This is a genomic window from Pseudomonas sp. GW456-L13 (assembly GCF_017350115.1).
GTDB classification, from domain to species: Bacteria; Pseudomonadota; Gammaproteobacteria; order Pseudomonadales; family Pseudomonadaceae; genus Aquipseudomonas; species Aquipseudomonas jessenii.
This window is the reverse complement of record NZ_JACNAS010000002.1, coordinates 1,189,901-1,213,739: the sequence shown is the minus strand read 5'-3', so window position 1 is coordinate 1,213,739 and position 23,839 is coordinate 1,189,901. Positions and strand designations below refer to the sequence as shown.

General features: G+C 60.6%; 20 protein-coding genes. 8 read left to right on the top strand and 12 right to left on the bottom strand.

The features are described from left to right. Positions 1-11: 11 nt before the first annotated feature. Genes J4D25_RS19595 through J4D25_RS19585 form a run of 3 tightly spaced genes read right to left on the bottom strand, consistent with a single transcriptional unit; the run spans position 12 to position 3,242 of the window. Positions 12-1,556, bottom strand: a complete 1,545-nt coding sequence (locus J4D25_RS19595; protein ID WP_057713497.1) for a DUF4129 domain-containing protein — start codon at positions 1,554-1,556, stop codon at positions 12-14. Further along, positions 1,543-2,520: a stage II sporulation protein M gene (locus tag J4D25_RS19590; protein ID WP_057713498.1), complete on the bottom strand. Its 978-nt coding sequence runs from the start codon at positions 2,518-2,520 to the stop codon at positions 1,543-1,545. The genes J4D25_RS19595 and J4D25_RS19590 overlap by 14 nt, the downstream gene beginning before the upstream one ends. Next, positions 2,517-3,242, bottom strand: coding sequence for an RDD family protein (locus tag J4D25_RS19585; RefSeq protein WP_057713499.1), 726 nt, complete (start codon positions 3,240-3,242; stop codon positions 2,517-2,519). Before J4D25_RS19585 ends, J4D25_RS19590 begins: the two co-directional genes overlap by 4 nt. A 200-nt stretch (positions 3,243-3,442) precedes the next feature. On the opposite strand from J4D25_RS19585, the gene sbcB reads away from it, so the two are divergent. Next, positions 3,443-4,873, top strand: a complete 1,431-nt coding sequence (gene sbcB, locus J4D25_RS19580; RefSeq protein WP_057713500.1) for an exodeoxyribonuclease I — start codon at positions 3,443-3,445, stop codon at positions 4,871-4,873. Positions 4,874-4,971: 98 nt separating this feature from the next. On the opposite strand, the gene mvaT is transcribed toward sbcB, so the two are convergent. After that, the gene (gene mvaT / locus J4D25_RS19575; RefSeq protein WP_007933316.1) at positions 4,972-5,349 is read right to left on the bottom strand and encodes a histone-like nucleoid-structuring protein MvaT; all 378 of its coding nucleotides are present in this window, start codon (positions 5,347-5,349) and stop codon (positions 4,972-4,974) included. A gap of 336 nt (positions 5,350-5,685) precedes the next feature. On the opposite strand from mvaT, the gene purU reads away from it, so the two are divergent. Together purU and J4D25_RS19565 are read left to right on the top strand one after the other, a co-directional pair. Next, positions 5,686-6,534 carry a formyltetrahydrofolate deformylase gene (gene purU, locus J4D25_RS19570; RefSeq protein WP_057713501.1) on the top strand — a complete coding sequence of 283 codons (849 nt, stop codon included), beginning with the start codon at positions 5,686-5,688 and terminating at the stop codon, positions 6,532-6,534. 86 nt (positions 6,535-6,620) lie between these two features. Continuing rightward, positions 6,621-6,797 carry a hypothetical protein gene (locus J4D25_RS19565; protein WP_173677941.1) on the top strand — a complete coding sequence of 59 codons (177 nt, stop codon included), beginning with the start codon at positions 6,621-6,623 and terminating at the stop codon, positions 6,795-6,797. Here the strand turns inward: J4D25_RS19565 and J4D25_RS19560 are convergent. The 4 genes from J4D25_RS19560 to J4D25_RS19545 form a co-directional block, all read right to left on the bottom strand. Further along, the gene (locus J4D25_RS19560) at positions 6,784-7,779 is read right to left on the bottom strand and encodes a lysylphosphatidylglycerol synthase transmembrane domain-containing protein (protein ID WP_057713502.1); all 996 of its coding nucleotides are present in this window, start codon (positions 7,777-7,779) and stop codon (positions 6,784-6,786) included. The genes J4D25_RS19565 and J4D25_RS19560 overlap by 14 nt on opposite strands. Then, positions 7,776-8,552, bottom strand: coding sequence for a DUF2334 domain-containing protein (locus J4D25_RS19555; RefSeq protein ID WP_057713503.1), 777 nt, complete (start codon positions 8,550-8,552; stop codon positions 7,776-7,778). Before J4D25_RS19555 ends, J4D25_RS19560 begins: the two co-directional genes overlap by 4 nt. Further along, the gene (locus J4D25_RS19550) at positions 8,545-9,657 is read right to left on the bottom strand and encodes a glycosyltransferase family 1 protein (protein ID WP_057713504.1); all 1,113 of its coding nucleotides are present in this window, start codon (positions 9,655-9,657) and stop codon (positions 8,545-8,547) included. The genes J4D25_RS19555 and J4D25_RS19550 overlap by 8 nt, the downstream gene beginning before the upstream one ends. Before the next feature lie 211 nt (positions 9,658-9,868). After that, positions 9,869-11,758 (bottom strand): methyl-accepting chemotaxis protein, encoded by a 1,890-nt coding sequence (locus tag J4D25_RS19545; protein WP_057713505.1) that lies wholly within the window; start codon positions 11,756-11,758, stop codon positions 9,869-9,871. A 188-nt stretch (positions 11,759-11,946) separates the two neighbouring features. Between J4D25_RS19545 and J4D25_RS19540 the strand changes: the two genes are divergently transcribed. Continuing rightward, positions 11,947-13,425: a helicase HerA-like domain-containing protein gene (locus tag J4D25_RS19540; RefSeq protein ID WP_057716569.1), complete on the top strand. Its 1,479-nt coding sequence runs from the start codon at positions 11,947-11,949 to the stop codon at positions 13,423-13,425. Between the two features lie 121 nt (positions 13,426-13,546). Here the strand turns inward: J4D25_RS19540 and J4D25_RS19535 are convergent, their stop codons facing one another. After that, complete coding sequence (locus tag J4D25_RS19535) at positions 13,547-14,002, bottom strand: DUF721 domain-containing protein (protein WP_057713506.1); 456 nt, start codon at positions 14,000-14,002, stop codon at positions 13,547-13,549. Between the two features lie 307 nt (positions 14,003-14,309). Between J4D25_RS19535 and secA the strand changes: the two genes are divergently transcribed. From secA to J4D25_RS19515, 4 genes are all read left to right on the top strand, one after another. Beyond that, positions 14,310-17,045, top strand: coding sequence for a preprotein translocase subunit SecA (secA, locus tag J4D25_RS19530; RefSeq protein ID WP_057713507.1), 2,736 nt, complete (start codon positions 14,310-14,312; stop codon positions 17,043-17,045). A gap of 120 nt (positions 17,046-17,165) precedes the next feature. Continuing rightward, complete coding sequence (gene argJ, locus J4D25_RS19525) at positions 17,166-18,383, top strand: bifunctional glutamate N-acetyltransferase/amino-acid acetyltransferase ArgJ (protein ID WP_056726069.1); 1,218 nt, start codon at positions 17,166-17,168, stop codon at positions 18,381-18,383. 148 nt (positions 18,384-18,531) lie between these two features. Further along, positions 18,532-19,164 carry a glutathione S-transferase family protein gene (locus tag J4D25_RS19520; protein WP_057713508.1) on the top strand — a complete coding sequence of 211 codons (633 nt, stop codon included), beginning with the start codon at positions 18,532-18,534 and terminating at the stop codon, positions 19,162-19,164. Beyond that, positions 19,161-20,105, top strand: a complete 945-nt coding sequence (locus tag J4D25_RS19515; protein ID WP_057713509.1) for a Nudix family hydrolase — start codon at positions 19,161-19,163, stop codon at positions 20,103-20,105. Before J4D25_RS19520 ends, J4D25_RS19515 begins: the two co-directional genes overlap by 4 nt. 117 nt (positions 20,106-20,222) lie before the next feature. Here the strand turns inward: J4D25_RS19515 and J4D25_RS19510 are convergent, their stop codons facing one another. Genes J4D25_RS19510 through J4D25_RS19500 form a run of 3 tightly spaced genes read right to left on the bottom strand, consistent with a single transcriptional unit; the run spans position 20,223 to position 23,806 of the window. Then, positions 20,223-20,804 carry a cob(I)yrinic acid a,c-diamide adenosyltransferase gene (locus J4D25_RS19510; RefSeq protein ID WP_057713510.1) on the bottom strand — a complete coding sequence of 194 codons (582 nt, stop codon included), beginning with the start codon at positions 20,802-20,804 and terminating at the stop codon, positions 20,223-20,225. A 2-nt stretch (positions 20,805-20,806) separates the two neighbouring features. Further along, entirely contained in the window at positions 20,807-22,843 is a 2,037-nt protein-coding gene (locus J4D25_RS19505) for an ATP-binding protein (protein ID WP_057716570.1), read from the bottom strand. 45 nt (positions 22,844-22,888) lie between these two features. Further along, positions 22,889-23,806, bottom strand: coding sequence for a putative 2-dehydropantoate 2-reductase (locus J4D25_RS19500; protein ID WP_057713511.1), 918 nt, complete (start codon positions 23,804-23,806; stop codon positions 22,889-22,891). Between the last annotated feature and the right edge of the window lie 33 nt (positions 23,807-23,839).

The following is a 23,839-nucleotide window of genomic DNA, read 5'->3' as shown; positions in this document are numbered from 1 at the left end:
CCGGCGCCGACTCAACGGACAGCCTCCGGACCGAACAGAACACGCCAGCCGTTACACAGTTCTTGTTGCACTTGAGCGGGCGGCAGGCGATGCCCGTAGGCCATGTTTTGCCAGTGCCCGGTAAGGTTTTGGCTGTAGGCCAGCAAGGCCGGCTGCTGCAGTAGCTCGACACGCCGAAGCACCTGACCCTCGGTGTCGGCGGCCTTGAGCACGATATTGAAGTCGTGCAGCAGGCGGCTGAGCAGAGCGCGATAGAGCAAGCCAAGCGCTTCGCGTGGGTGGGCTTGCCAGAGGCTTTCGGCGTGGGCGGCGATGTCGGCGGGCAGGGATTCGGGCTTGAGGTCCAGGCCGAACGCCTGCTGCGGTAACGGTCGCGTGGCTTTGACATTGAGGGGCGGTCGTCGGCTGACGAACGCCTGCAGCCAGTCGCGATAGCGCCAGATCAACAGGCCGACGGCGCCAATGACGATGCCCCACAGTACGATTTCGATCAGTGTCGCCAATGCCCCGAAGCGTTGCCCCTCGAGCATCTTCAACAGCGCCTTCAACCATTGTGGTGTCTTGCCGTCGTCCAAAGCTTCAGCATTCGGTTGCTCTTCGCCAAAGCGGTAGCGCGTGACCGATTCCCGGTTCTTGAAGGGCGCCTGTTCGAGGATCGCCTTGATGCTGTCCCTGGAGGCCTGACTGGTCAGGGGCTGGCCCAGCAGGCGCGGGCTGTCGGGTGAGAGGGCCGGTTCTGTGGCCCATGCGTTGTGGGTGGTTGGCATCAGCATAATCACGGCCATCAACAGGACAGCGCCTGCACTGACCAGACGTTGGCGCATCCGGCGAAACACCAGTTCGATATCCCAGGCCTCCAGTACGGTGCGCCGGTTCAGGTACAGACTGAAACCGCAGGCGACATAGATCGGTTCCCAGACCACCAGCACCAGTGCATAAAAGGCATTAGTCAGGTGTTCCAGCCAACGCCAGTCCTGGGTGGCCGCCGAGATCAGCGACTGCCAGCTCCAGTCGAGCGCGACCTGTTGTGGCAGCAGCAGATAGAACAACACCATCAAGCCGACCCACAATGCGCCTTCCAGGTGCGCGCCGATGATCGTCAGCCAGCGTGCGGCGCCGGCGTCTCGCTGCAACAGCACCTGTAGGCGTTGTTGCCGTTGCTGCCCGCCCAGTCCTTCGAGTTGCACCACCGGCATCACGAAACTGCGGGGCAAACTCAGGCGTCGCCAGGTCAGGCTGGCCAGCAATTGCGGCTTGAGCAGGCGTGGCCATTGGCGCAGGGCCTGTTTGAGCGTGGGCGTTTCACCGAACATGGCTTTGGACAGGATGTATAGGGGAAGGCGTTCGAACGCCGGCTTCAGCCACCAGAAAATGAACACGGCGAGATCGGGCGAATCCCAGAGCCCCCAACTGAGCAGCGCGAAAACCGGCAAGGTGACCAAGGCCCAACTGGTCATCAACAGACGTCGGTGGCGTTGGCTCAGCAGCACCCCCAGGTCCATGGCTTCCCAGGTCGAGCGCGGGCGAATCACCACCGTGGCGTCACTCAGGCGCATGGCGCTGACGTCCGGCAAACACGAGATAAACCACCACCGACAGCCAGAGCGCCGCGCCGACCAGATATTTGGTCTGGTGCGAAGGGCCGGTCATTGACGACCAATAGGCTTCGATAAACGCAGCGATCAACAGAAACAGCATGACCCCGCAGATCAGCAGCACGCTCTTGCGCGCAGCCAATCGCAAGGCCTCGGCCCGTGGCAGGCGCCCCGGGGCGACCAAGGCCCAGCCCAGCTTCAGACCGGCGGCACCGGCCAGGGCGATGGCGCTGAGTTCGAAAGCGCCATGGCCGATCACGAATGACCAAAAGGTTTGTCCGTAGCCGACGTAGGTCAGGTGCCCGGCCACCGCACCGATCATCAGGCCGTTGAAAATCAGGAAAAACACGCTGCCCAGACCGAACAGCAAACCACTGGCGAAGGTCTGAAAGGCAATGCCGATGTTGTGCATGATGTAGTAGCCGAACATCGCCCAGTCCTCGCTGGCGGCTCGTTCCGCCGTGCGCCCGAGGTGACCGGCAACGGGGTCGTACATGCTTTGCATCTCGCTGACCTGCTCGGCGGGGATCAGGTTGTAGACCAGCGCCGGGTACAGGTACACCAGCAGCGCGAAACCGGCCAGGCTGCCAAAAAACATCAGGCTGGCGGCGAGGACAAAACGCCACTGTTCGCGCACCAGTCGCGGAAAGTCGGCCAGGACGAACGCCAGCACATTGGCCCCCAAATGGCTGCGATGACGGTAAAGCTGTTGGTGTCCGCGCAGCACCTGTTGCTGCAAGGAGTCGATCAGAAAACTGCTGTAGCCACGCTCCCGTGCCAGTGCCAGGTGTTGGCAGAGGCGTCGGTAGTCCTTCGGGAAACTGCCGGCGTCGGTAGCCTTGCCGTCCCGTTCCAACTGCTCGAGCAGATGGGCGAAATGGTCCCATTCGGCCTTGTGCCGGCTTTCAAAAAGGCTTTGCTTCATGTCGGCCCCAACAACCCGCGGGCGATGCCGTTGAGCTCGGTCACTGCCTGCGGGGGGGCGACTTGCAAGGGGTGGGCGAGAATCGAAGCCAGTTCATTGACCCGCGCTTCGGAGAGTTCACCCTGGCGCTCGGCAAACCCGAGGATGGCCCGTTGCTCGGTGAGTGTCAGGACAAAGGCCGGGCGGCGGGGCCGGGCTTCGGGGAGCTGGGGGCGGGTGTGCGGTCGTTCGCGGTAGATCACCAGGGTCCCGGCGGCGATATCGCCGAGGCGCTTGAAGTGGGGATGTTGCAGGCAACTGATGGCCCCGAGGAAGTAACCGAACGGCAGCAGGTCGACAACGCGCAGCAGGTTGCGCAACAGCGACGCCGACCAGCCGACCGGGGTGCCATCGTCGTGCACCACCTGCAGGCCCATCCATTGCTTGCCCGGCGAGCGACCGTGATTCAGCACCTCGAACAGCACCATGTACCACCAGCTCACCACGAACAGCAGGATCGAGCCGAGCCCGGCTCCGAGTTTGCCGAGCATCGCCAGCACAATGAACAGCACGCCCAGGACCAGGCCGCGTAAACCAAGATCAATGGAGAATGCCAGCGCACGGACCATCAACCCGGCCGGGCGCAGTGGCAGGTCGACGCCCTCCGGCGTTTCGACCTGGTACCGCGTATCCAGCGGAGGTGACAGCGGCGCATTCCGTGGCTGTGCTGTGGTCTCGAGCATGGGCAACCTGATGATGTGGCCTTATTCGGGATTGTGTATCCATTCGATGCTAGCAGCCTATTCGAGGGGCGGGGGGCGGGGGAAACGACATAACTATGCATTGCATGGTGAGTCGCGCAAGGTGCTTGAATGACAAGACTACTGGCCGGGACGGGCGGTGAACGCCTAGACTTTGCCGATCTTCAGTTCAGGAATCGCCCGTGACCTCCATTTTCTGGTACGACTACGAAACCACTGGCATCAATCCCCGTAGTGACCGTCCGTTGCAAATGGCCGGCCTGCGCACCGACTTCGATCTCAATGAAATCGACGAGCCGGTCAATCTTTACTGCCAGCCCAGTGACGACATCCTGCCGCATCCTGCCGCCTGCGCGATCACGGGAATCACCCCCGGGCAACTGCAAGAGCACGGCTTGAGCGAAGCCGATTTCATGACCCGGGTGCATGCCCAACTCGCGGCGCCCGGTACCTGTGGTGCGGGGTATAACACCTTGCGTTTCGATGACGAGATGACCCGCTACAGCCTGTACCGAAACTTTTTCGACCCCTATGCGCGGGAGTGGCAGGGCGGCAATAGCCGCTGGGACCTAATTGATGTGGTGCGCGCCGCCTATGCCTTGCGTCCTGATGGCCTGGTCTGGCCGACCGATGACGAGGGGCGGGTCACGCTCAAGCTCGAACGCCTGACCGCTGCCAATGGCATCGATCATGGCAATGCCCACGAAGCACTGTCGGACGTTCGCGCGACGATCGCCCTGGCGCGCCTGATACGGGAAAAACAGCCAAAGCTGTACGACTGGCTATTTCAACTGCGCAGCAAGCAAAAAGTCATGGACCAGATACGCCTGCTGCAACCGCTGGTGCATGTTTCCGGACGTTTTTCGGCCGCTCGCAACTATGTGGGGGTGGTGTTGCCGCTGGCCTGGCACCCGCGCAACAAGAACGCCCTGATTGTCTGTGATCTGCACCTGGATCCCCAGGGCCTGCTCGACCTGGATGCCGAAAGTTTGCGCCAGCGCTTGTATACCCGCCGCGACGAACTGGCCGAAGGCGAGTTGCCGGTGCCGTTGAAGCTGATTCACATCAACAAGTGCCCGGTGGTGGCACCGTTGTCGGTACTTCGCCAGGAAGATCAGCAGCGTCTGGGGCTGGATATGGCGCTGTATCAGCAGAGGGTGTCGCAGCTCAATGACTCCCGGAAAGTTTGGCTGGATAAAATCCTGGCGATTTATGCCCGCGAAGACTTTTCCCAGAGCCAGGATCCGGAGCAACAGTTATACGATGGATTTATCGGTGATCGGGATCGACGATTGTGTGAACAAGTCAGGGCCGTTGACCCGATGCAATTGGCACAAGAGCAATGGCCTTTCGATGACGAACGTTTGCCTGAATTGCTGTTTCGATATCGCGCACGCAACTTTCCCGACACGCTGAATTCCGAAGAGCAAGAGCGCTGGCGAATATTCTGTCAGAAACGTTTGTCAGACCCTGAATGGGGTGCGCCAAATACCCTTGAAAGTTTTGTAGAAGCCGCGGCCCAATTGAGCGTTAGTGCTACTGCGTTTCAGCAGGGGGTGCTCGGTGAGTGGCAGGATTATGTCCAGGGACTGCGCCAGCGTTTGAGTCTTTGAAATCGAACATGCCAGGGCTTAAACGCCGGGCATAAATAACGCCAGCATTTGCTGGCGTTATTTTTTGTCACGGATCCATCTGCGACAAGCTCTGAGGCTTAGCCCAGCAGGGTAGCCCAGCCTTCCACCACGTCACCGCCCCACTTGGCTTTCCACTCTTTCAGAGTCTTGTGGTTGCCACCTTTGGTTTCGATGACTTCACCGTTGTGCGGGTTTTTGTATTGTTTAACTTTGCGAGCACGCTTGGTGCCGGTAGTTTTCACTGCACCGCCGCGTGGTGCCTTGGTTTTGGATTCTGGATCCAGCAGCGCGATGATGTCACGCAGGGACTTGGAGTATTCACCCATCAGGGTGCGCAGTTTGCCTTCGAATTCCAGCTCGGTTTGCAGTTTGTCGTCTTGGGACAGGTTCTTCAAACGGGCTTGCAGCTCTTTGATAGCTTCTTCGGTGGCGCGATATTCGTTGATCAAGGACATGTGGACTACCTTATGTTGTGCGCTGGATGGCAGGTGACAGTGCGGCAATAATAGTCACGGTGTTTCATCAAGTAAACATTTAAGGCAAGTTTATTCAATTTAATTGCCGGGGTTCTGGCGCGCATTGGTAGTGCGATTATTAGTGTGGTCCCGGTCTGTCAGATATACATAAATTAACAATTGGCCGGCACCGCAAGAGCATCTGTGCAAGCAGGCACTGCTGGTGTCCGCCCTGCCGCACTGACCTTCCGGCAGGGCGAAACGTCAACAATACTGCAGTTTTGTTGCGCAATCGCTAGAATGGCGGCCTTTGCGAAGTTCTGGAGTTCCCCCCTCATGCGCACTTTTCGTCTGGTGATTTCTTGCCCGGACCGTGTTGGCATCGTTGCCAAAGTCAGTAACTTTCTGGCATCACACAACGGCTGGATCACTGAAGCGAGCCATCACTCGGACAATCTCAGTGGCTGGTTCTTCATGCGTCACGAAATCCGTGCCGACTCCCTGCCATTTGGTATAGAAGCGTTTCGTGAAGCCTTTGCCCCGATCGCCGAAGAGTTCTCGATGGACTGGCGCATCACCGATACCGAGCAAAAGAAGCGCGTGGTCCTGATGGCCAGCCGCGAGTCGCACTGCCTGGCCGACTTGCTGCACCGCTGGCACAGCGATGAACTGGACTGCGAAATTTCCTGTGTGATTTCCAACCATGATGACTTGCGCAGCATGGTGGAGTGGCACGGTATTCCGTACTACCACGTCCCGGTCAATCCGCAGGACAAGCAGCCAGCCTTCACCGAGGTTTCGCGCCTGGTCAAGCAACACGATGCCGAAGTGGTGGTGCTTGCCCGCTACATGCAGATCCTGCCGCCTGAGTTGTGCAGCGAATACGCGCACAAGGTCATCAACATTCACCACAGCTTCCTGCCGTCGTTCGTCGGTGCCAAGCCGTACCACCAGGCCTCCCTGCGCGGCGTGAAGCTGATTGGCGCGACTTGCCACTATGTGACCGAAGAGCTGGATGCCGGCCCGATCATCGAGCAGGACGTGGTGCGCGTCAACCACAGCGACAGCATCGAAGACATGGTGCGTTTCGGCCGCGATGTCGAGAAAATGGTGCTGGCCCGTGGCTTGCGTTATCACCTGGAAGACCGCGTGCTGGTGCACGGCAACAAGACCGTCGTCTTCTGACAGACGTACGTCACAGTTGAAATTCGAAGGGCCTGGGCGTTCAATCGCTTCAGGCCCTTCGCCGTTTTTGCACCGAGGACATGACCATGGCCGATCCACTGGACAAAGCCACTTCCAAGGCTCCCGCCACGCTGGGCGAGGGTTGCCTGAGTCGCTACGACCCGGATGACATGGGGCCTGAAACCGGTACGGAGTTTCCCGACGCCGCGCAGTTGTGGGAACAGTTGCAGCAAGAGCCCGAGGACAAACCTAAGCCTGCCTGAGTTTCATCAACTTCTTCAGCAGCGGCCGACCCAGCATCAGCAGAAACACCGGCCCACCGACCAGTAAATAGAAGTAATAGGTTACCGCCCGCCAAATCAGAATCGCCGCGGCTGCCGTGGACTTCCCGACCATGGGCGCCAGCAGCGCGGCGGACGTCAACTCGGCCGCCCCGGCTCCGCCCGGCAGCAGGCTGAATTGCCCGGCGCTCAGTGCCAGCATCTGGATCAGAAAACTCCAGGCCCACTGCAAATCCGCGCCGAGCCCACGCAACGCCAGGTACAGCACGCTGTAGCGCAGGCCCCAATGCACACAGGTCAGGGCGAATACCTTGATCAAGGTCTGCACGGGCAACTTCAACGTGTCGGTAAACGCCGCCAGAAACTGCAGGAGTTTGCGCGCCCAGCGCATTCGAGTGGCCGCTTTGACATTGAGTCGGGCGAGCCAACGACCACTCAGGCGAATCAATAATCGGTGATAGCGCGCCACCATGACGCAACTGATCAGGCCGCCGAACAGCGAAACGGCGCTGACCATCAGCATCCATTCCATACGCTGGCTGAGGTGCTGGAACAGGGCGTAAATCAGAATCCCGCTCAGGGCACAGAGAAAAAACAGCAAGTCGCTCAGTTGATCCATGGCAAACACCGCACTGCCCCTGGCCGGACGCACGCCGTGACGCGCCAGCAAAGCCATGATCGTCAGAGGCCCGCCACTGCCGCCGGGCGTGGCGCAGTAGGCGAATTCGGCGGCCATCACCATGCCGAGGCTCCTGAGCCGGCCGACCTTGTCGCATTGATCCCCCAGCAATAGGCGCAAACGCAGGGTGTTCACCCCCCAGCACAACAGGATCATGCCGAACATGACCAGCAACCACGGCAGCGGAAAGGCGGTCAGCCGAGACCAGATTTCGCTGCCGCCCAACAGTAATGGAATCAGCACTGCCGCGAGCAGACCGACGAGCAACAGCAGTGCGCGACTCATGCGGCACGGCCCAGTCGGCCGTTTTGCATCGCCAGCCAGTGGGCCTTGGTCATTGGCACCCGTCCGTTGTCGAGCAGGCGCTCAAGGGTTTTTAGCCAGTATCGGCGCGAGAACTCATGGCGCATGTCCACCGGGTGCAGGCCCAGGCGAATCACCGGAGCGTGCTGCCAGCGCTGTTCACGCCGGTCGCTGACGAGCTTCGACACACCCCGGCGCCAGGCACTGCGCGCACTCCAGACCAGCCCCGGCGCCTCGAGCGCGGTGAAATCCGGTAGCCGGTATAAATGTTGCGAGTCGCTGGTGTAACTCAGCGGCAATTGGCGCAATGCCTGGCGAGTGCCTTGGCTCATCAGCCAGGCCGGGGCGACGAATCCTTCCAGCGGCCAGTCATGGCGGTGGAACATCTCGATGCCCGAACGCAGGCGGGCGAGGGCGTCTTCCTGCGACAAACGGTAGAACTCGCCTTCGTGGGTGTAGATCCGGCGCATGAACCAGTCGCTGGGATTGATGGTCATCGGCCCGTCGTCGTAATGGAAATAGCCATGCAGTGCCAGTTCGTCGCCCCGGGCGACCCTGGCACTGAGCTGGCGGCAAAACTGCGGATGGGCGTCCAGGTTGTTGTGTTTGTGCAAATCCGGCACCACCAGCCAGGTGATCGGTACGCCACCCAAAGCGTCGACGGCTTTGACGAACGGCTGGTAATCGGCCCAGGTGGGCGGCGCCACGTCGTGCAGTACCAGCAGTAAAGCGGGACTGTTCATGGGCTCAACCATTGGCTGTCAGCGGCCATTGGCTGCCGAGCACGGCGTGGTAGTGACGCAGCAAACTGGTGACCACCGTGTCCCAGGCATAATGTCGTTCGACATGTAATCGCGCCTGTTGGCCCAGCGCTACGCTGCCCGAGCCGAACAGTTCTCGAACAGCGGTGGCCATCGCGGCGGGATTGTTCGGCGCACAGAGCAGGCCGCAGTCCTCGGTGACGATTTCTTCGAACGCCCCGGCCGCCACGGCTACCACCGGAATACCGCTGGCCATGGCTTCGAGTATCACCAGGCCGAAGGTTTCCTGATCGCCAGCGTGGAGCAAGGCGTCGGCGCTGGCCATCAGGCGGGCCACCTGCGCCGCCGGGCAGAACTCGTCGATCACCGTCACGTTGGAGGGCACGGCCGTGGGCATCGACGACCCAACCAGTAGCAGGTGATAGCGTCGGCCCAGGCGTTTCATGCAGTCGAGCAGCACCGGCAGGTTTTTTTCCTTGGAACCGCGCCCGGCAAAGATCAAGAGGTGGGTGTTTTCGTCCAGACCCAGTTCGGCCCGCAGCCCGGGGTCTCTGGCATCGGGATTGAAGGTTTGCAGGTCGACGCCGAGCGGCTGCACGAAGACATTCCTGACCCCAAGCCCGGTGAGTTTGTCGGCCATGACCCGGCTGGGCGCCAGGACCCTGTCGAAGTTGCCGTAGAGCTTGCTGACATAGGCCTCGACGTTGTTGGTCACCCAGTTGCCCATGCGGTTGCTGACCAGCAGGGGCAGGTCCGAGTGATAAAAACCGATGATCGGCACATCGAGTTGGCGCCGCGCATCCAGCGCCGCCCAAGCGGTGAGGTAGGGGTCGCCGACTTCGATCAGGTCGGGTTGCAAGTCTTGCAGGACATTGCGCCAGGGCGCCAGACGCAGAGGAAAGCGATAGCCCTTGCCGAAGGGCAGGGCAGGGGCGGGAACTGTGAAGATGCCATCCTGCTCTCCAAAGGACGATCCGGGGATCAGCAAACTGTGGCGAATGCCTGGCTTGATGCCCAGGCGACGGTGCTTGGCATCCAGATAAGTGCGCACGCCTCCGCTGGCAGGGGCGTAGAACATGGTGATGTCCGCGATATGCACGATGAACGATCCTCCGGTCCTGTTACTCCTTTGGTTGACCTATATGAAGGATAGATGTTCGGTTGGGGGTGTGCGGGAGGGATGTCGGCGGGGGGGAAGTATCGTTTGGCAGGCCGCTATCGCGAGCAAGCTCGCTCCCACAGGAATCTTTGTCGCACTATAGATCTACTGTGGGAGCGAGCTTGCTCGCGATGAGGGCGGTGAGGTTGCCTTAGATCCTGAAGCTACCTACCAACTGCTTCAACCGCGCCGCCTGCTGCTCAAGGTCCGAGCACGCGCGCAATGTCGATTGCAGGTTTTCCACACCTTCCTGGTTCAGCGTGTTGATTTCGGTGATGTCGACGTTGATCGACTCCACTACGGCGGTCTGTTCTTCGGTCGCGGTGGCCACCGACTGGTTCATGCCGTCGATTTCACCGATACGCAGCGTCACGCTGTTCAGGCGCTCACCCGCAAGGTTGGCGATTTCCACGCTGTCCTGGCTGTGGCGCTGACTGTCGCTCATGGTGCTGACCGATTCCCGGGCGCCGACCTGCAGCTCCTCGATCATGGTTTGCACCTGTTGCGCCGATTCTTGCGTGCGATGTGCCAGGTTGCGCACTTCGTCCGCTACCACAGCAAATCCACGACCGGCTTCACCGGCGCGTGCGGCTTCAATGGCGGCGTTGAGTGCCAGCAAGTTGGTTTGCTGGGAAATGCTGGTGATCACTTCGAGAATCTGCCCGATGTTCACCGTTTTACTGTTCAGCGATTCGATGTTGGAACTCGACGCACTGAGCATGCTCGACAATTGATTCATCGCCACGATACTGCGGTCCACCACTTGCTGGCCGTCTTCGGCCAGGCTGCGGGCATCGCTGGCCTGGCTCGAAGCCTGAGCGGCGTTACGGGCAATTTCCTGGGCGGCGGCGCCGAGCTGGTTGATTGCGGCCGCGACGCTGCTGGTGCGCGAGGCTTGCTGGTCGGAGTTGAACATCGACGAATTGGAAGCCGCCACTACGCGCAATGCCACTTCGTTGACTTGCCCGGTGGCCGAAGACACTTCGCGGATCGAGCCGTGAATGCGCTCGACGAAACGGTTGAACGCGGTGCCCAGAGTGCCGAATTCGTCATTGTTCTGGATGGTCAGGCGCTTGGTCAGGTCGCCTTCGCCGTCGGCGATGTCGGCCATGGCGCGGGTCATGACGTGCAACGGCTGGGTCAGGATGCGAATCAGCATGCCGAGCAGGGCGATGATGATGGCCACGGCGATGATGGTCGCAACCACAGCCGAGGTGCGGAATTCGCTGAGCATCGAGTAGGCTTTTTCCTTATCGACCGACAGACCGATGTACCAGTTGACCGATGACAAGCCTTTGATCGGGGTGAAGGTCACGATGCGGGTTTTGCCGTCGACCAGGATTTCGCTCATGGCGCTGCTGATGGCCGGCGTGTCTTGCGGGTAGACATCCTTGAGCGTCTTCATCGCCAGCGCTTTGTCGGGATGTACCAGGATCTTGCCGTCGGAGCTGACCAGGAACGCATAACCCATGCCGTCGAAATCCAGCTTGCCAAGGCTGTCGGCGATCACCTGCAAACTCAGGTCGCCACCGACCACGCCGATGTTCTGGCCGTCCTTGATAACGCTGTCGACAATGGAAATCACCAGTTGGCCGGAGGCCAGATCAATATAAGGCTCGGTCAATGCCGAACCGCTGCTGCCTTGCGCGCTCTTGTACCAGGGACGTGCACGCGGGTCGTAGCCATCGGGCATCTTGCTGTCCGGGCGAATGATGAAAGAACCATCCTTGCTGCCGAGGTAGGCGCCCATGAAGGTCGAGGTCACGGCTTTTTGTACAAGCAGGCTGGAAACGTTGTCGGCATCGGGGTTGAGCGCAACAGTTTGTGACAGGTTTTCAATCAGCAGGCTGCGCCCGTTCAACCAGGTCTGGATATTGTTGGCGGTCACTGCGCCCATTTCCTGCAGATAATTTTCCAGGTCTTGGCGGATGGCGTTGCGCTGCAAGTAGTCGTTGTACAGCGTAAAGGAGGCGAAGGCGGCAATCACAATGAGGGCGGCAGCAAGCAGGATTTTATGGCTGAAACGCAGATTTTTGTTCATGGCTTGGGGTTCCGCTAAGGTCTTAATGTCCAGCGCGTGCTTTTATAAAGGGACGCACGACGGGCAAGGTTGAAAGCAAGTGAATTTTCCGACTCTCCTTAGGGAAATTTCCGACCAGATCGTGTCTGACTGCTTTGTCGTTATCTCTATCGGCCGTGTAGGACCAAAGATTAATCATGGGTGACCAAATGCCTGACTCATTGCAACTCGTTATCGGCGCCGATCCAGAAGGGCAGCCGGCTGCCCAGGCCATGCGCCTGGCGAACCGCCACGGATTGATCGCGGGCGCGACCGGCACCGGCAAGACCGTCACTTTGCAACGAATGGCCGAAGCTTTCAGCGATGCCGGCGTGGCGGTGTTCGCCGCGGACATCAAGGGTGACCTGTGCGGCCTCGGCGCCGCCGGCAATCCCCAGGGCAAGATCGCCGAGCGGATTGCCGGGATGCCCTGGCTCAACCACAAGCCTCAGGCTTATCCGGTGACGTTGTGGGACATACACGGTCAGTCCGGTCATCCTTTACGCACAACCTTGAGTGAAATGGGGCCGCTGCTGCTGGGCAGTCTGCTGGAGCTGACTGACAGTCAGCAGTCGGCGCTGTACGCCGCGTTCAAGGTGGCGGACCGCGAAGGCCTGTTGTTGCTTGATCTCAAGGACCTGAAGGCATTGCTCAATCACCTGCGGGACAACCCCCAGTTGCTGGGCGACGATGCGGCATTGATGACCACCGGCTCCAGCCAGGCATTGCTGCGACGTCTGGCGACCCTGGAGCAACAGGGCGCCGAAGCCTTGTTCGGCGAGCCGGCGCTGCAACTCGAAGACATCCTCCAGCCCACGGCGGACGGGCGCGGTCGCATTCATTTGCTGGATGCCAGCCGCCTGGTGCATGAAGCGCCGAAAGTCTACGCAACGTTCCTGCTGTGGCTGCTGGCAGAGCTGTTCGAACAGTTGCCTGAGCGTGGCGATGCCGACAAGCCATTGCTGGCGCTGTTCTTCGACGAGGCCCACTTGTTGTTCAACGGTACGCCCCAGGCCTTGCGTGACCGTCTGGAGCAAGTCGTGAGGCTGATTCGTTCGAAAGGCGTGGGCGTGTATTTCGTCACCCAGTCGCCGGGTGACCTGCCGGATGATGTGCTGGCGCAGTTGGGCTTGCGCATCCAGCACGGTCTGCGTGCGTTCACCGCCAAGGAACAGAAGTCCCTGCGCGCGGTAGCCGAGGGTTTCCGGCCGAACCCGGCGTTTGATGCGTTGTCGGTGCTGACCGAGCTCGGGATCGGGGAGGCGCTAGTCGGCACCCTGCAGGAAAAAGGCACGCCGGAAATGGTCCGGCGGGTTCTGGTCGCACCGCCGCAATCGCGGATCGGGCCTTTGACCGGTGCAGAACGCACAGCGTTGATTGCCGGTTCGCCGTTGCAGGGGCGTTATGACAAGCCGATTGACCGTGATTCGGCCTATGAGGTGCTGATGGGACGCAAGGGCCTGGCACCTGAGCCCGAAGCGGAGCAGGGTAAACAAGAACCGAGCTTCACCGAACAGGCGGGAGAGTTCCTCGGCACCGCGGCAGGGAAGGCACTGAAATCGGCGATGCAACAGGCGGCGAACCAGATTGGCCGACAGTTGGTGCGCGGGTTGATGGGGTCGTTGCTAGGCAGCAAAAAACGCCGCTAGCTTGAGCGAACACAATCTAACTGTGGGAGCGGGCTTGCTCGCGAAGGGGGCATGTCAGTCAACGTTATGTTGTTTGACACACCGCCTTCGCGAGCAAGCCCGCTCCCACATGGGTTCTGTGTCAGGATTTGGTTTTGGCGTGCGCCGCCAGTCGCTCCAGCGCTGCCCGCAAATTCGGGTCGCTGATCCCATCGGCCGTGGCCTGGATGGTCGCTGCCGCGTCGTTGGACAAGTCCATGGTATGCCCGGCCGCACCTTGCTGAACGGTCGGCGGTTGAACTTTGAACAGGATCCGGGTCAGATTGGCGAACTCATCGAACATCTGCAATTGCCGCTGCAAACGCTTTTGCTGGTAACGCAGGCGGGTTGCCCAATGACCGTCGGTGACAATCAGCAACAAACTGCCTTCGCGCCAGGAAGCCACGTGGCAATGCTCGCGAGCGGCGGGTTGCAATTGGCTTTCGAGCAAACGTTGCAGATGACCCAGGCGTTGAGCGTGGCCGAGAATGGCCTTCAGCGGCTTGGCTTCGCGTAGTAGAACGGCAGGTACTTTGGCCGTAAGTGGGCGAAATGCCATGATCAGACACCTGAAGTAACAGAGGCGCCATGGTAGCAGAAAGCACCGAGTGCACCCGCCCATTGCTTTTGTGGGCGCTTTACCCATTAAATCAACAACTAACTTCTGCCTTGAACGGCTTGAAGTTGAGCAAAACGCCCTTATTTTAAGTGAGCCCCGTCAAAGCGCTGTGCCAGCATCGTGGAATATCGCCACTTTCCTCTCCATCGTTTCCGGGTAGAATGCTCGTTCGCATGCGGCCATGAGGGCTGCACGGGCGACTCACGGGGCCGCCCTCCATCCCTTTAGTGTGGAAGATCCTGCCGATATGTTTGCGCCTTTGTTAAAGAAACTTTTTGGAAGCAAGAACGAGCGTGAAGTCAAACGCATGCTCAAGACGGTGCAACTCGTCAATGCCTTCGAAGAGCAAATGGTGGCCCTTTCGGACGATCAATTGCGTGCCAAGACAAGCGAGTTCAAGGCCCGCATCGCCAAAGGGGAATCCCTCGACAAACTGCTGCCAGAAGCCTTTGCGGTCGCCCGCGAAGCCGGCAAGCGTGTCATGGGCATGCGCCACTTCGATGTCCAGCTGATCGGCGGCATGACCTTGCATGAAGGCATGATCGCGGAAATGCGTACCGGTGAAGGCAAGACCCTGGTGGCAACACTGGGCGTTTACCTCAACGCGCTGTCCGGCAACGGCGTGCACGTTGTGACGGTGAACGACTACCTGGCCCGCCGTGACGCCAACTGGATGCGCCCGCTGTATGAGTTCCTCGGCCTGACGGTCGGAGTTGTCACGCCGTTCCAGCCGCCGGAAGAGAAGCGCGCTGCCTACGCCGCCGACATCACCTACGGCACCAACAACGAATTCGGTTTCGATTACCTGCGCGACAACATGGCGTTCAGCATGGAAGAAAAATTCCAGCGCGAACTCAATTTTGCCGTGATCGACGAAGTCGACTCGATCCTCATCGACGAAGCCCGTACGCCGCTGATCATCTCCGGTCAGGCCGAAGACAGCTCCAAGCTGTACATCGAGGTCAACAAGCTGATCCCGCAGCTCAAGCTGCACGTTGAAGAAGTCGAAGGCGAAGTGACCCAGGCCGGTCACTTCACCGTCGACGAGAAGACCCGTCAGGTCGAACTCAACGAAGCCGGTCACCAGTACGTCGAAGAAACGCTGACCCGCATCGGCCTGCTGGCTGAAGGCGAGAGCCTGTACTCGGCCCACAACCTGAGCCTGCTGACTCACGTTTACGCCGGCCTGCGCGCGCACAAGCTGTTCCATCGCAACGTCGAATACATCGTGCAGGACGGTCAGGTCGTACTGGTCGACGAGCACACCGGCCGTACCATGCCGGGCCGCCGCTTGTCCGAAGGCCTGCACCAGGCCATCGAAGCCAAGGAAAACCTGAACATCCAGGCCGAAAGCCAGACGCTGGCGTCGACCACTTTCCAGAACTACTTCCGTCTGTACAACAAACTGTCCGGCATGACCGGTACGGCCGACACCGAAGCGTTCGAGTTCCACCAGATCTATGGCCTGCAGGTCATGGTGATTCCACCGAACAAGCCGCTGGCCCGTAAGGACTACAACGACCTGGTGTTCCTGACCGCCGACGAGAAATACGCGGCAATCGTGGCCGACATCAAGGAAAGCATGGCCGCGGGCCGTCCGGTCCTGGTCGGTACCGCCACCATCGAAACCTCCGAGCACATGTCCAGCCTGCTCGTTAAGGAAGGCATCGAACACAAGGTCCTGAACGCCAAGTTCCACGAAAAGGAAGCCGAGATCATTGCCCAGGCCGGTCGTCCGGGCGCGCTGACCATCGCCACCAACATGGCCGGTCGTGGTACCGACATCCTGTTGGGTGGTAACTGGGAAGTGGAAGTGGCTTCCCTGGAAAACCCGACCCCTGAGCAGATTGCCCAGATCAAGGCCGACTGGCAGAAACGTCACCAGCAAGTGCTCGAATCGGGCGGTTTGCAGGTGATTGCCTCCGAGCGCCATGAATCGCGCCGTATCGACAACCAGCTGCGTGGTCGTGCCGGTCGTCAGGGCGACGCCGGTTCCAGCCGTTTCTACCTGTCGCTGGAAGACAGCCTGATGCGCATCTTCGCCTCTGACCGGGTGAAGAACTTCATGAAGGCCCTGGGCATGCAGCCTGGCGAAGCGATCGAGCACCGCATGGTGACCAACGCTATCGAAAAGGCCCAGCGCAAGGTTGAAGGCCGCAACTTCGACATTCGCAAGCAACTGCTCGAGTTCGACGACGTCAACAACGAACAGCGTAAAGTGATCTATCACATGCGTAACACGTTGCTGGCCGCCGACAACATCGGTGAGACCATCGCTGACTTCCGTCAGGATGTGCTCGAGGCCACCGTCAGCGCGCACATTCCTCCACAATCGCTGCCTGAGCAGTGGGACGTGGCCGGTCTGGAAGCCGCGTTGCAGAGCGATTTCGGTGTGGCTCTGCCGATCCAGCAGTGGCTCGACGAAGACGACCACCTGTACGAAGAAACCCTGCGCGAGAAACTGATGCAGGAACTGATCGCGGCGTACAACGAGAAAGAAGACCAGGCGGGCGCCGAAGCGCTGCGCACCTTCGAGAAGCAAATCGTTCTGCGCGTACTGGACGACCTGTGGAAAGACCACCTGTCGACCATGGATCACCTGCGCCACGGTATCCACTTGCGTGGCTATGCCCAGAAGAACCCGAAGCAGGAATACAAGCGCGAGTCCTTCACCCTGTTCTCCGAATTGCTGGATTCGATCAAGCGCGATTCGATCCGTGTGCTGTCCCACGTTCAGGTTCGTCGCGAAGACCCGATCGAAGAGGAGCAGCGCCTGCGTCAGGAAGCCGAGGCATTGGCCGCTCGCATGCAGTTCCTGCATGAAGAGGCTCCAGGCCTGGAGCAACCGGAAGCGTTGGGCGAAGAGATTGACGTTGCTCTCGCTGCTGCACCGGTTCGCAACGAGCAGAAGCTGGGTCGCAACGAGTTGTGCTACTGCGGTTCGGGCAAGAAGTTCAAGCATTGCCACGGGCAGATTCAGTAAAACCCGTTTCAATCGCTGAAATACCCGCGCCGCGACCGGCTTCTGCCGTCGCGGCGTTTTACCATTCGAACCACCGTTCTGCTGAAACGGTGCTGACATCATTTATAAAGGAGCGCATTCATGGCTGTTGGTCTTGGTCCTTTGCCAACGTTGCACCCGGTTGCCGGTTTTGAACTCGGTATCGCCTCGGCTGGCATCAAGCGCCCGGGGCGCAAGGATGTTGTGGTCATGCGCTGTGTTGAGGGCTCCACGGTTGCCGGCGTGTTCACCTTGAACGCCTTTTGCGCCGCACCGGTGATCCTGGCCAAGCAACGCGTACAAGGCCCTGTGCGTTACCTGTTGACCAACACCGGCAATGCCAACGCCGGCACGGGCGAACCTGGCCTGGCCGCCGCCGAGCGCACTTGCGCGAAACTGGCCGAGTTGACCGGTGTCGATGCCAGCCAGGTGCTGCCGTATTCCACCGGTGTGATCGGCGAGCCGCTGCCGGTCGAGAAAATCGAAGGCGCGCTGCAAGCGGCCCTCGATGACCTGTCGATCCACAACTGGGAAGCTGCCGCCACGGGCATCATGACCACCGACACCCTGCCAAAGGGCGCCAGTCGTCAGTTCCAGCACGACGGCGTGACCATCACCGTTACCGGCATCAGCAAAGGCGCCGGCATGATTCGCCCGAACATGGCGACCATGCTCGGCTACATCGCCACCGACGCCAAAGTCTCCCGCGACGTGCTGCAAAACCTGATGCTCGATGGCGCCAACAAGTCGTTCAACCGCATCACCATCGACGGTGATACCTCGACCAACGACTGCTGCATGCTGATCGCCACCGGTCAGGCTGCGCTGCCGGAAATCACCCGCGCCGAAGGCGAACTGTTTGCCAAGCTCAAGCAAGCGGTGTTCGAAGTGTGCATGGACGTAGCCCAGGCCATCGTTCGTGACGGTGAAGGCGCGACCAAATTCGTCACTGTCGAAGTCAATGGTGGCGGCAACCACCAGGAATGCCTGGACGTCGGTTACACCGTGGCCCACTCGCCGCTGATCAAGACCGCGCTCTTCGCTTCGGACCCGAACTGGGGCCGCATCCTGGCCGCCGTCGGCCGTGCCGGTGTACCGAACCTGGACGTGAGCAAGATCGACGTGTTCCTCGGCGACGTATGCATCGCCAGCCGTGGCGCGCGCGCGGCGACCTACACCGAAGCCCAGGGCGCGGCGGTGATGCAGCAGGAAGAAATCACCATCCGTATCGAGTTGGGTCGTGGCGATTGCAGCGAAACCATCTGGACTACCGACCTGTCCCACGAATACGTGAAGATCAACGCGGAGTACCGTACGTAAGATCGAGTCGCCCCTATCGCGAGCAGGCTCGCTCCCACATTGGATTTGTGTACACCTCGAACCACTGTGGGAGCGAGCCTGCTCGCGATGGCGATCTGTCAGTCGCTAGCTAGACTGGCCTGTCTCCCTCATCCCAAAGGTCCCGAACATGAGCCTGCACCTGATCATCGGCGACAAACTGCATTCCTCCTGGTCCCTGCGCGGGGCTCTGGCCCTCGATCTGGCTGGCGCCTCCTACACCGAAGAACTGATCAAACTGAACCAGCCGGACACCCGCGAGCGTCTGCTCAAGCATTCTCCGACCGGCAAGGTCCCGCTGCTGAAAACCGAACACGGAACCATCGCCGACTCCCTGGCGATTGCTGAATACCTGGCAGAACAGTTCCCCGACGCGAACCTGTGGCCCAAAGACACTGCCGCCCGTGCCCAGGCGCGTTCGGCGTGCGCGCAGATGCACAGTGGCTTTTTCGCCATGCGCGGCAACATGCCGTTCGACCTGGGCCATGACGCAGCGCTGTCGCCGGTCCCGGCCGATGTCCAGGCGGACATCGAGCGCATGTCAGCGTTGTGGGCCGAGTGTCGTGTCGCTGCGACCGAGAGCGGTCCGTACTTGTTTGGCCGCATCACGTTGGCCGACGCGTTCTTTGCACCCATCGCCGTGCGCCTGCGCACCTATCGGGTGAAACTGTCCGTGGCTGATGAAGCCTATGTTGAAACCCTCTACCAATGGCCAGCGTTCAAGGCCTGGCAGAAGGCCGGACTGGAGGAAATCGAGCGGTGAAACGAGTTCATGTAGCTGCCGCCGTTATCCGTGATAACAACGGCAAGATCCTTATCGCCCGCCGTGCCGATACCCAGCACCAGGGTGGCCTGTGGGAGTTTCCCGGGGGCAAGGTCGAGGCCGACGAGTCGGTCGAAACCGCACTGGCCCGCGAACTCCATGAGGAACTGGGCATCGTGGTCGGCGCGGCGCGCCCGCTGATCAAGGTCCGGCACGATTACCCGGACAAGCAGGTGTTGCTGGATGTCTGGGAAGTCTCGGCGTTTAGCGGCGAGCCCCACGGTGCCGAGGGACAGCCGCTGGCCTGGGTGACACCCCGCGACCTGTCGGATTATGAGTTCCCTGAAGCCAACCGGCCGATCGTCGCGGCCGCACGGTTACCCGAGCAGTACTTGATCACCCCGGAAGACCTGGAAACCCCCGCGTTGCTGCGTGGTATTCAGAAGGCCATTGCCGGCGGCGTCAAGCTGATCCAGTTGCGTGCACCGAACGGCTACGACCCGAAATACCGCGACCTGGCAGTGGATGCTGTGGGGTTGTGTGCCGGCAAGGCGCAATTGATGATCAAGGGGCCGTTCGAATGGCTGGGCGACTTCCCGTCCGCCGGTTGGCACATTACCGCGGCGCAACTGCGCAAATACGCAGCGGCTGGCCGACCGCTACCGGCATCGCGCTGGCTGGCGGCGTCTTGCCATAACGCTGAAGAGTTGGCGCTGGCCGAACAGATGGGGGTGGATTTCGTGACCCTGTCGCCGGTTCAACCGACCCTGACTCACCCTGGTGCCGAGCCGTTGGGTTGGGAGCAGGCATCGAGCCTGATCGAGGGCTTCAGCAAGCCGGTGTTCCTGCTCGGTGGTGTAGGTCCGTCGGAGGTCGAGAAAGCCTGGGCGACGGGTGCGCAGGGTGTGGCGGGGATTCGGGCGTTTTGGCCTGAGGCCTGATTCTGTGCTGTAGCTTCTGACGCCATCGCGAGCAAGCTCGCTCCCACAGGTTTTGTGAACGCCACAAGTCCACTGTGGGAGCGAGCTTGCTCGCGATGAGGGCCTGGCAGGCGCCGATTAAACCTCAGGCTTCGCCGCAGGCTGCCAAAGTATCTCCGCCACTCCCTGACGCTTGGCAATCAGCCGCGCCACCACAAACAACAAATCCGACAACCGATTGATGTACGCCAGGCCAACCCCGGCCAACGGTTCAATCGCGTTGAGCTGCTGACATCGCCGTTCTGCGCTGCGCGCCAGGCTGCGGCAGACATGGGCCTGGGCAATCAGCGTCGAGCCGCCGGGCAAGATGAAGTTTTCCAGCGGCCCCAGCTCTTCATTCCACAGATCAATCGCCGCTTCCAGTCGTTCGATTTCCGCTGCATTCAACGCCTGATACACCGGCATCGCCAGTTCGCCACCCAGATCAAATAACCGGTGCTGGCAGGGGGCCAATACCTCGATCACTTCGTTCAGGTCCGGAAACTGACCCGTTTGCGCTGCCAACCCGGCCAGCAACACGCCCACCTGACTGTTCAGCGTATCGACTTCGCCAATGGCCTCGATCCGCGGGTGATCCTTGGGCACGCGACGACCATCGCCCAGCCCGGTCTCGCCTTTGTCGCCAGTGCGGGTGTAAATCTTCGACAAACGAAAGCCCATGGTTACCTCGATAGCAGATTGAGTTGTTGCGAGACAGGCGGCGTGCTCGCCAGGGGCAGGCGCAAGGTGAAGCAGGTGCCTTGGCCAAGCGTCGATTGCACTTCCATCTGCCCTTTGTGGTTATTGGTGACGATGAAGTACGACACCGACAGGCCAAGCCCGGTGCCCTGGCCGATTTCCTTGGTGGTGAAGAATGGTTCGAAGGTCCGTTTGCGCACGCTTTCGCTCATGCCGATGCCGTTGTCCTCGACCTGAATTTCCGCCCATGGCGGGTTGAGCCTGGTGCGCAGAATGATCCGTCCAGGCTCGCTGTCATCTTCGCGCTGGTGGATGGCTTGCGCAGCGTTTTTCAACAGGTTGAGCAGCACTTGCTCCAGTTCGTTGGCGGTGCCGGGGACCGGTCCCAGCGCGGGATCGAACTGACGAATGATGGCCTGGCCCTTGAAGTCGAAGCCGATCGCCAGGTCAAAATCGTTACCGGCGATCTCCACCGCCTGGTCGATCAGGGCGGGCAGGTCGCAGGGGGCCATCTGGCGGGTGCTGCGACGACTGAAGCTGAGCATGTGGGTGACGATTTTCGCCGCCCGGGCACCTGCCTGCTGGATGCCGTCGAGCAACTGTGGCACCTCGCGAACTTGCAGGTACTGGTTGACCGTCGTCAGTTCGATGCCGGCCTGTTCAGCCACTTCGAGGTTCTTCGGCAAATCGGGTGACAGGCGTCGGCGAATGTTTTGCACGTTGTGCAGGATCGCGCCCAGCGGGTTGTTGATCTCGTGGGCCATGCCGGCGGCCAGACCACCCACCGAAAGCATTTTCTCCGACTGCACCATCATCTCTTCCAGGGACAGGCGCTGGGTGATGTCATCGATCCGGATTACCACGCCACGCCCGGCACCGCCCATCAGCGGGTAGAAAGTCAGGGCGTAGTGGCGGGGCTCATCGTCCTTGAGCCAGGTGACACGTTCGATCTTGGCCACCGTATGCTGCTCGACCGTTTCCTTGAGTTGCGGCAAGAACGGCTTGAGCGGTTCGAAGGCGAGGAAGATAGGCTGGTTCAGGGCTTCATCGAGACGCGTGCCGGACAGGGCACTGGCCTCCTGGTTCCATTGCGTCACGTAGAGCTGTTCGTCGAGTGCGATCAGCGCCGACGGCATGGAGTCGATGATGCTGTTGAGGTAGTTCTGGAAACCGGTGAGCTTTTTCTCGATCTTGCTGCGCACCTGGACTTCGAGCTCCAGTTTGCGGTTGGTGTGGCGGGTTTCCTCTGCCAGACCCTGGGCCTGGTCGTAGGCTGCCTGGGAGTCGTCCCTGGCCCGCTTGAGTTGCTGCTCCCTGGCCTCGATCCGCGAAAGCATGGTATTGAACGCCTCGGCGAGGCTGCCGATTTCATCGTGGTTTCCGCGCGAAGCACGCAGTGCATAGTTTTCTTCTCGGGTTACCTGCCGGGACAACTCCTCGAGTTGGTGGATCGGCCGGGTAATCAAGCGCTTGATCTGGCGGGCAATGATCAGCCACAGCAGCACGCTGAAGATCAGAATCCCCAGGCTGGCCGTCAGGGTCCCGGTGTAGAACGCCACTGGCAGTTCGCTCGTGGCCACCAACAGCAGGTGCCCTGGTGCCGCACCGGTGCGGGGCAGGGGGATGACCTGGTTGGTACGAAACTCGGTGGCCTGCCAGTCTTCTATATGCCGGAAACGCTTCGGCAGTTCCAGGTTGTCGCCATGCTGCAATTGCGCCAATCGCTCACCCTTTCCGTCATACAGGGCCGCCGCGCGCAACGGCGAATAGCTGTTGAGTTCATTGAGCAGGCGCTCGGCGCTTTGCGGTGACGCCAGCGCTTCGGAGGCCAGGCTCGGGTTGGATATCAGGCGGCCGATGGTCTGCAGAGCCTGGGGCGCCATGCTTTCCTGGGAGATGTAGTAGGCGGCACTGATAAAGGTCAGGTTGGCAACCAGCAGGACGGTGACCATCAGTACCAGCAGGGCGGCCAGCAGTTTCTGGCCGACGGGCAGGTTTTCAAGGCGCTGGCGCAATGGCATCGGATTGATCGCAGACAAGGAACAAGTGGCCAGCGTAGCCGCTGCTCAGTCGCTGGGCAATCCAAGGCTTTGCAGGCGAGCGATCAACCTTGTCTCAAGTTGATTGAGGTGAGGCAGGTTCAGTTGATGACGCCCGGCCACTTTGCAGGCGTAACCGAGCAGGTAGCTGATTTCCGTGCGGCGCTGGCTCGTGACGTCCTGATGCATCGAGGAGTAGTTGGCTGCGGTGGCGTGAATCACTCGTTCGACTTCCTGCTGCAGGTTTTCGGCGGCTGCCGGCTGACCACAACGCTCAAGCAACTCCGCCAGTTCGCCGCACAGGGTGGCGACCTCACATTGATGTTGCTGCAAACCGCCGTTGCGGCAATCGTGCAGCACCGTCAGCGGATTGATCGCACAGTTGAGGGCGAGTTTGCGCCACAGCCTGGTCAGAATCTCCGTGCTCCACTCGTGGGGAATACCGGCAGCGCTCAGGTCGTCGAGCCAGATCGGCGCCACCGGATGGCTCGCATCCCCCAGCCAGGTGAAGCCGTGCCCGGCAAACACCACGCGCCAATCGCCATCGCGGAAGGCACCTTCTGTGCTCGAGGCATAGATGCAGCGTGCCTGAGGAACCTGTGCGGCTACCGCGTCCTGACTGCCCAGGCCATTTTGCAGCAGGATCAGTTCGGCGCCTGGGGCCAGGCGTGGCGCCAATCGAGCCACCGCACTTTCGGTATCGTAGGCTTTGCACGCCACCAGCAGGCGGTGGATCGGTTGCGGGTTGTCGGCTGTCTCGGCGGGCACGGCATAGTGTTGCGCCTCGCCGTGTTCCACCAGTGTCAATCCACCGGCAGTCTCATAGGCCTGCAGTCTCGCGGTGTCCCGCAGGATCAGCCTGACCGGCACGCCAGCCCGTGCCAGACGTGTCGTCCATAATGTGCCGAGGCTGCCAGCGCCCAATACATGCCAGGTGGTGGACATCAGCTTTTTGCTCTGTTTAAGGCGTGCATCGGC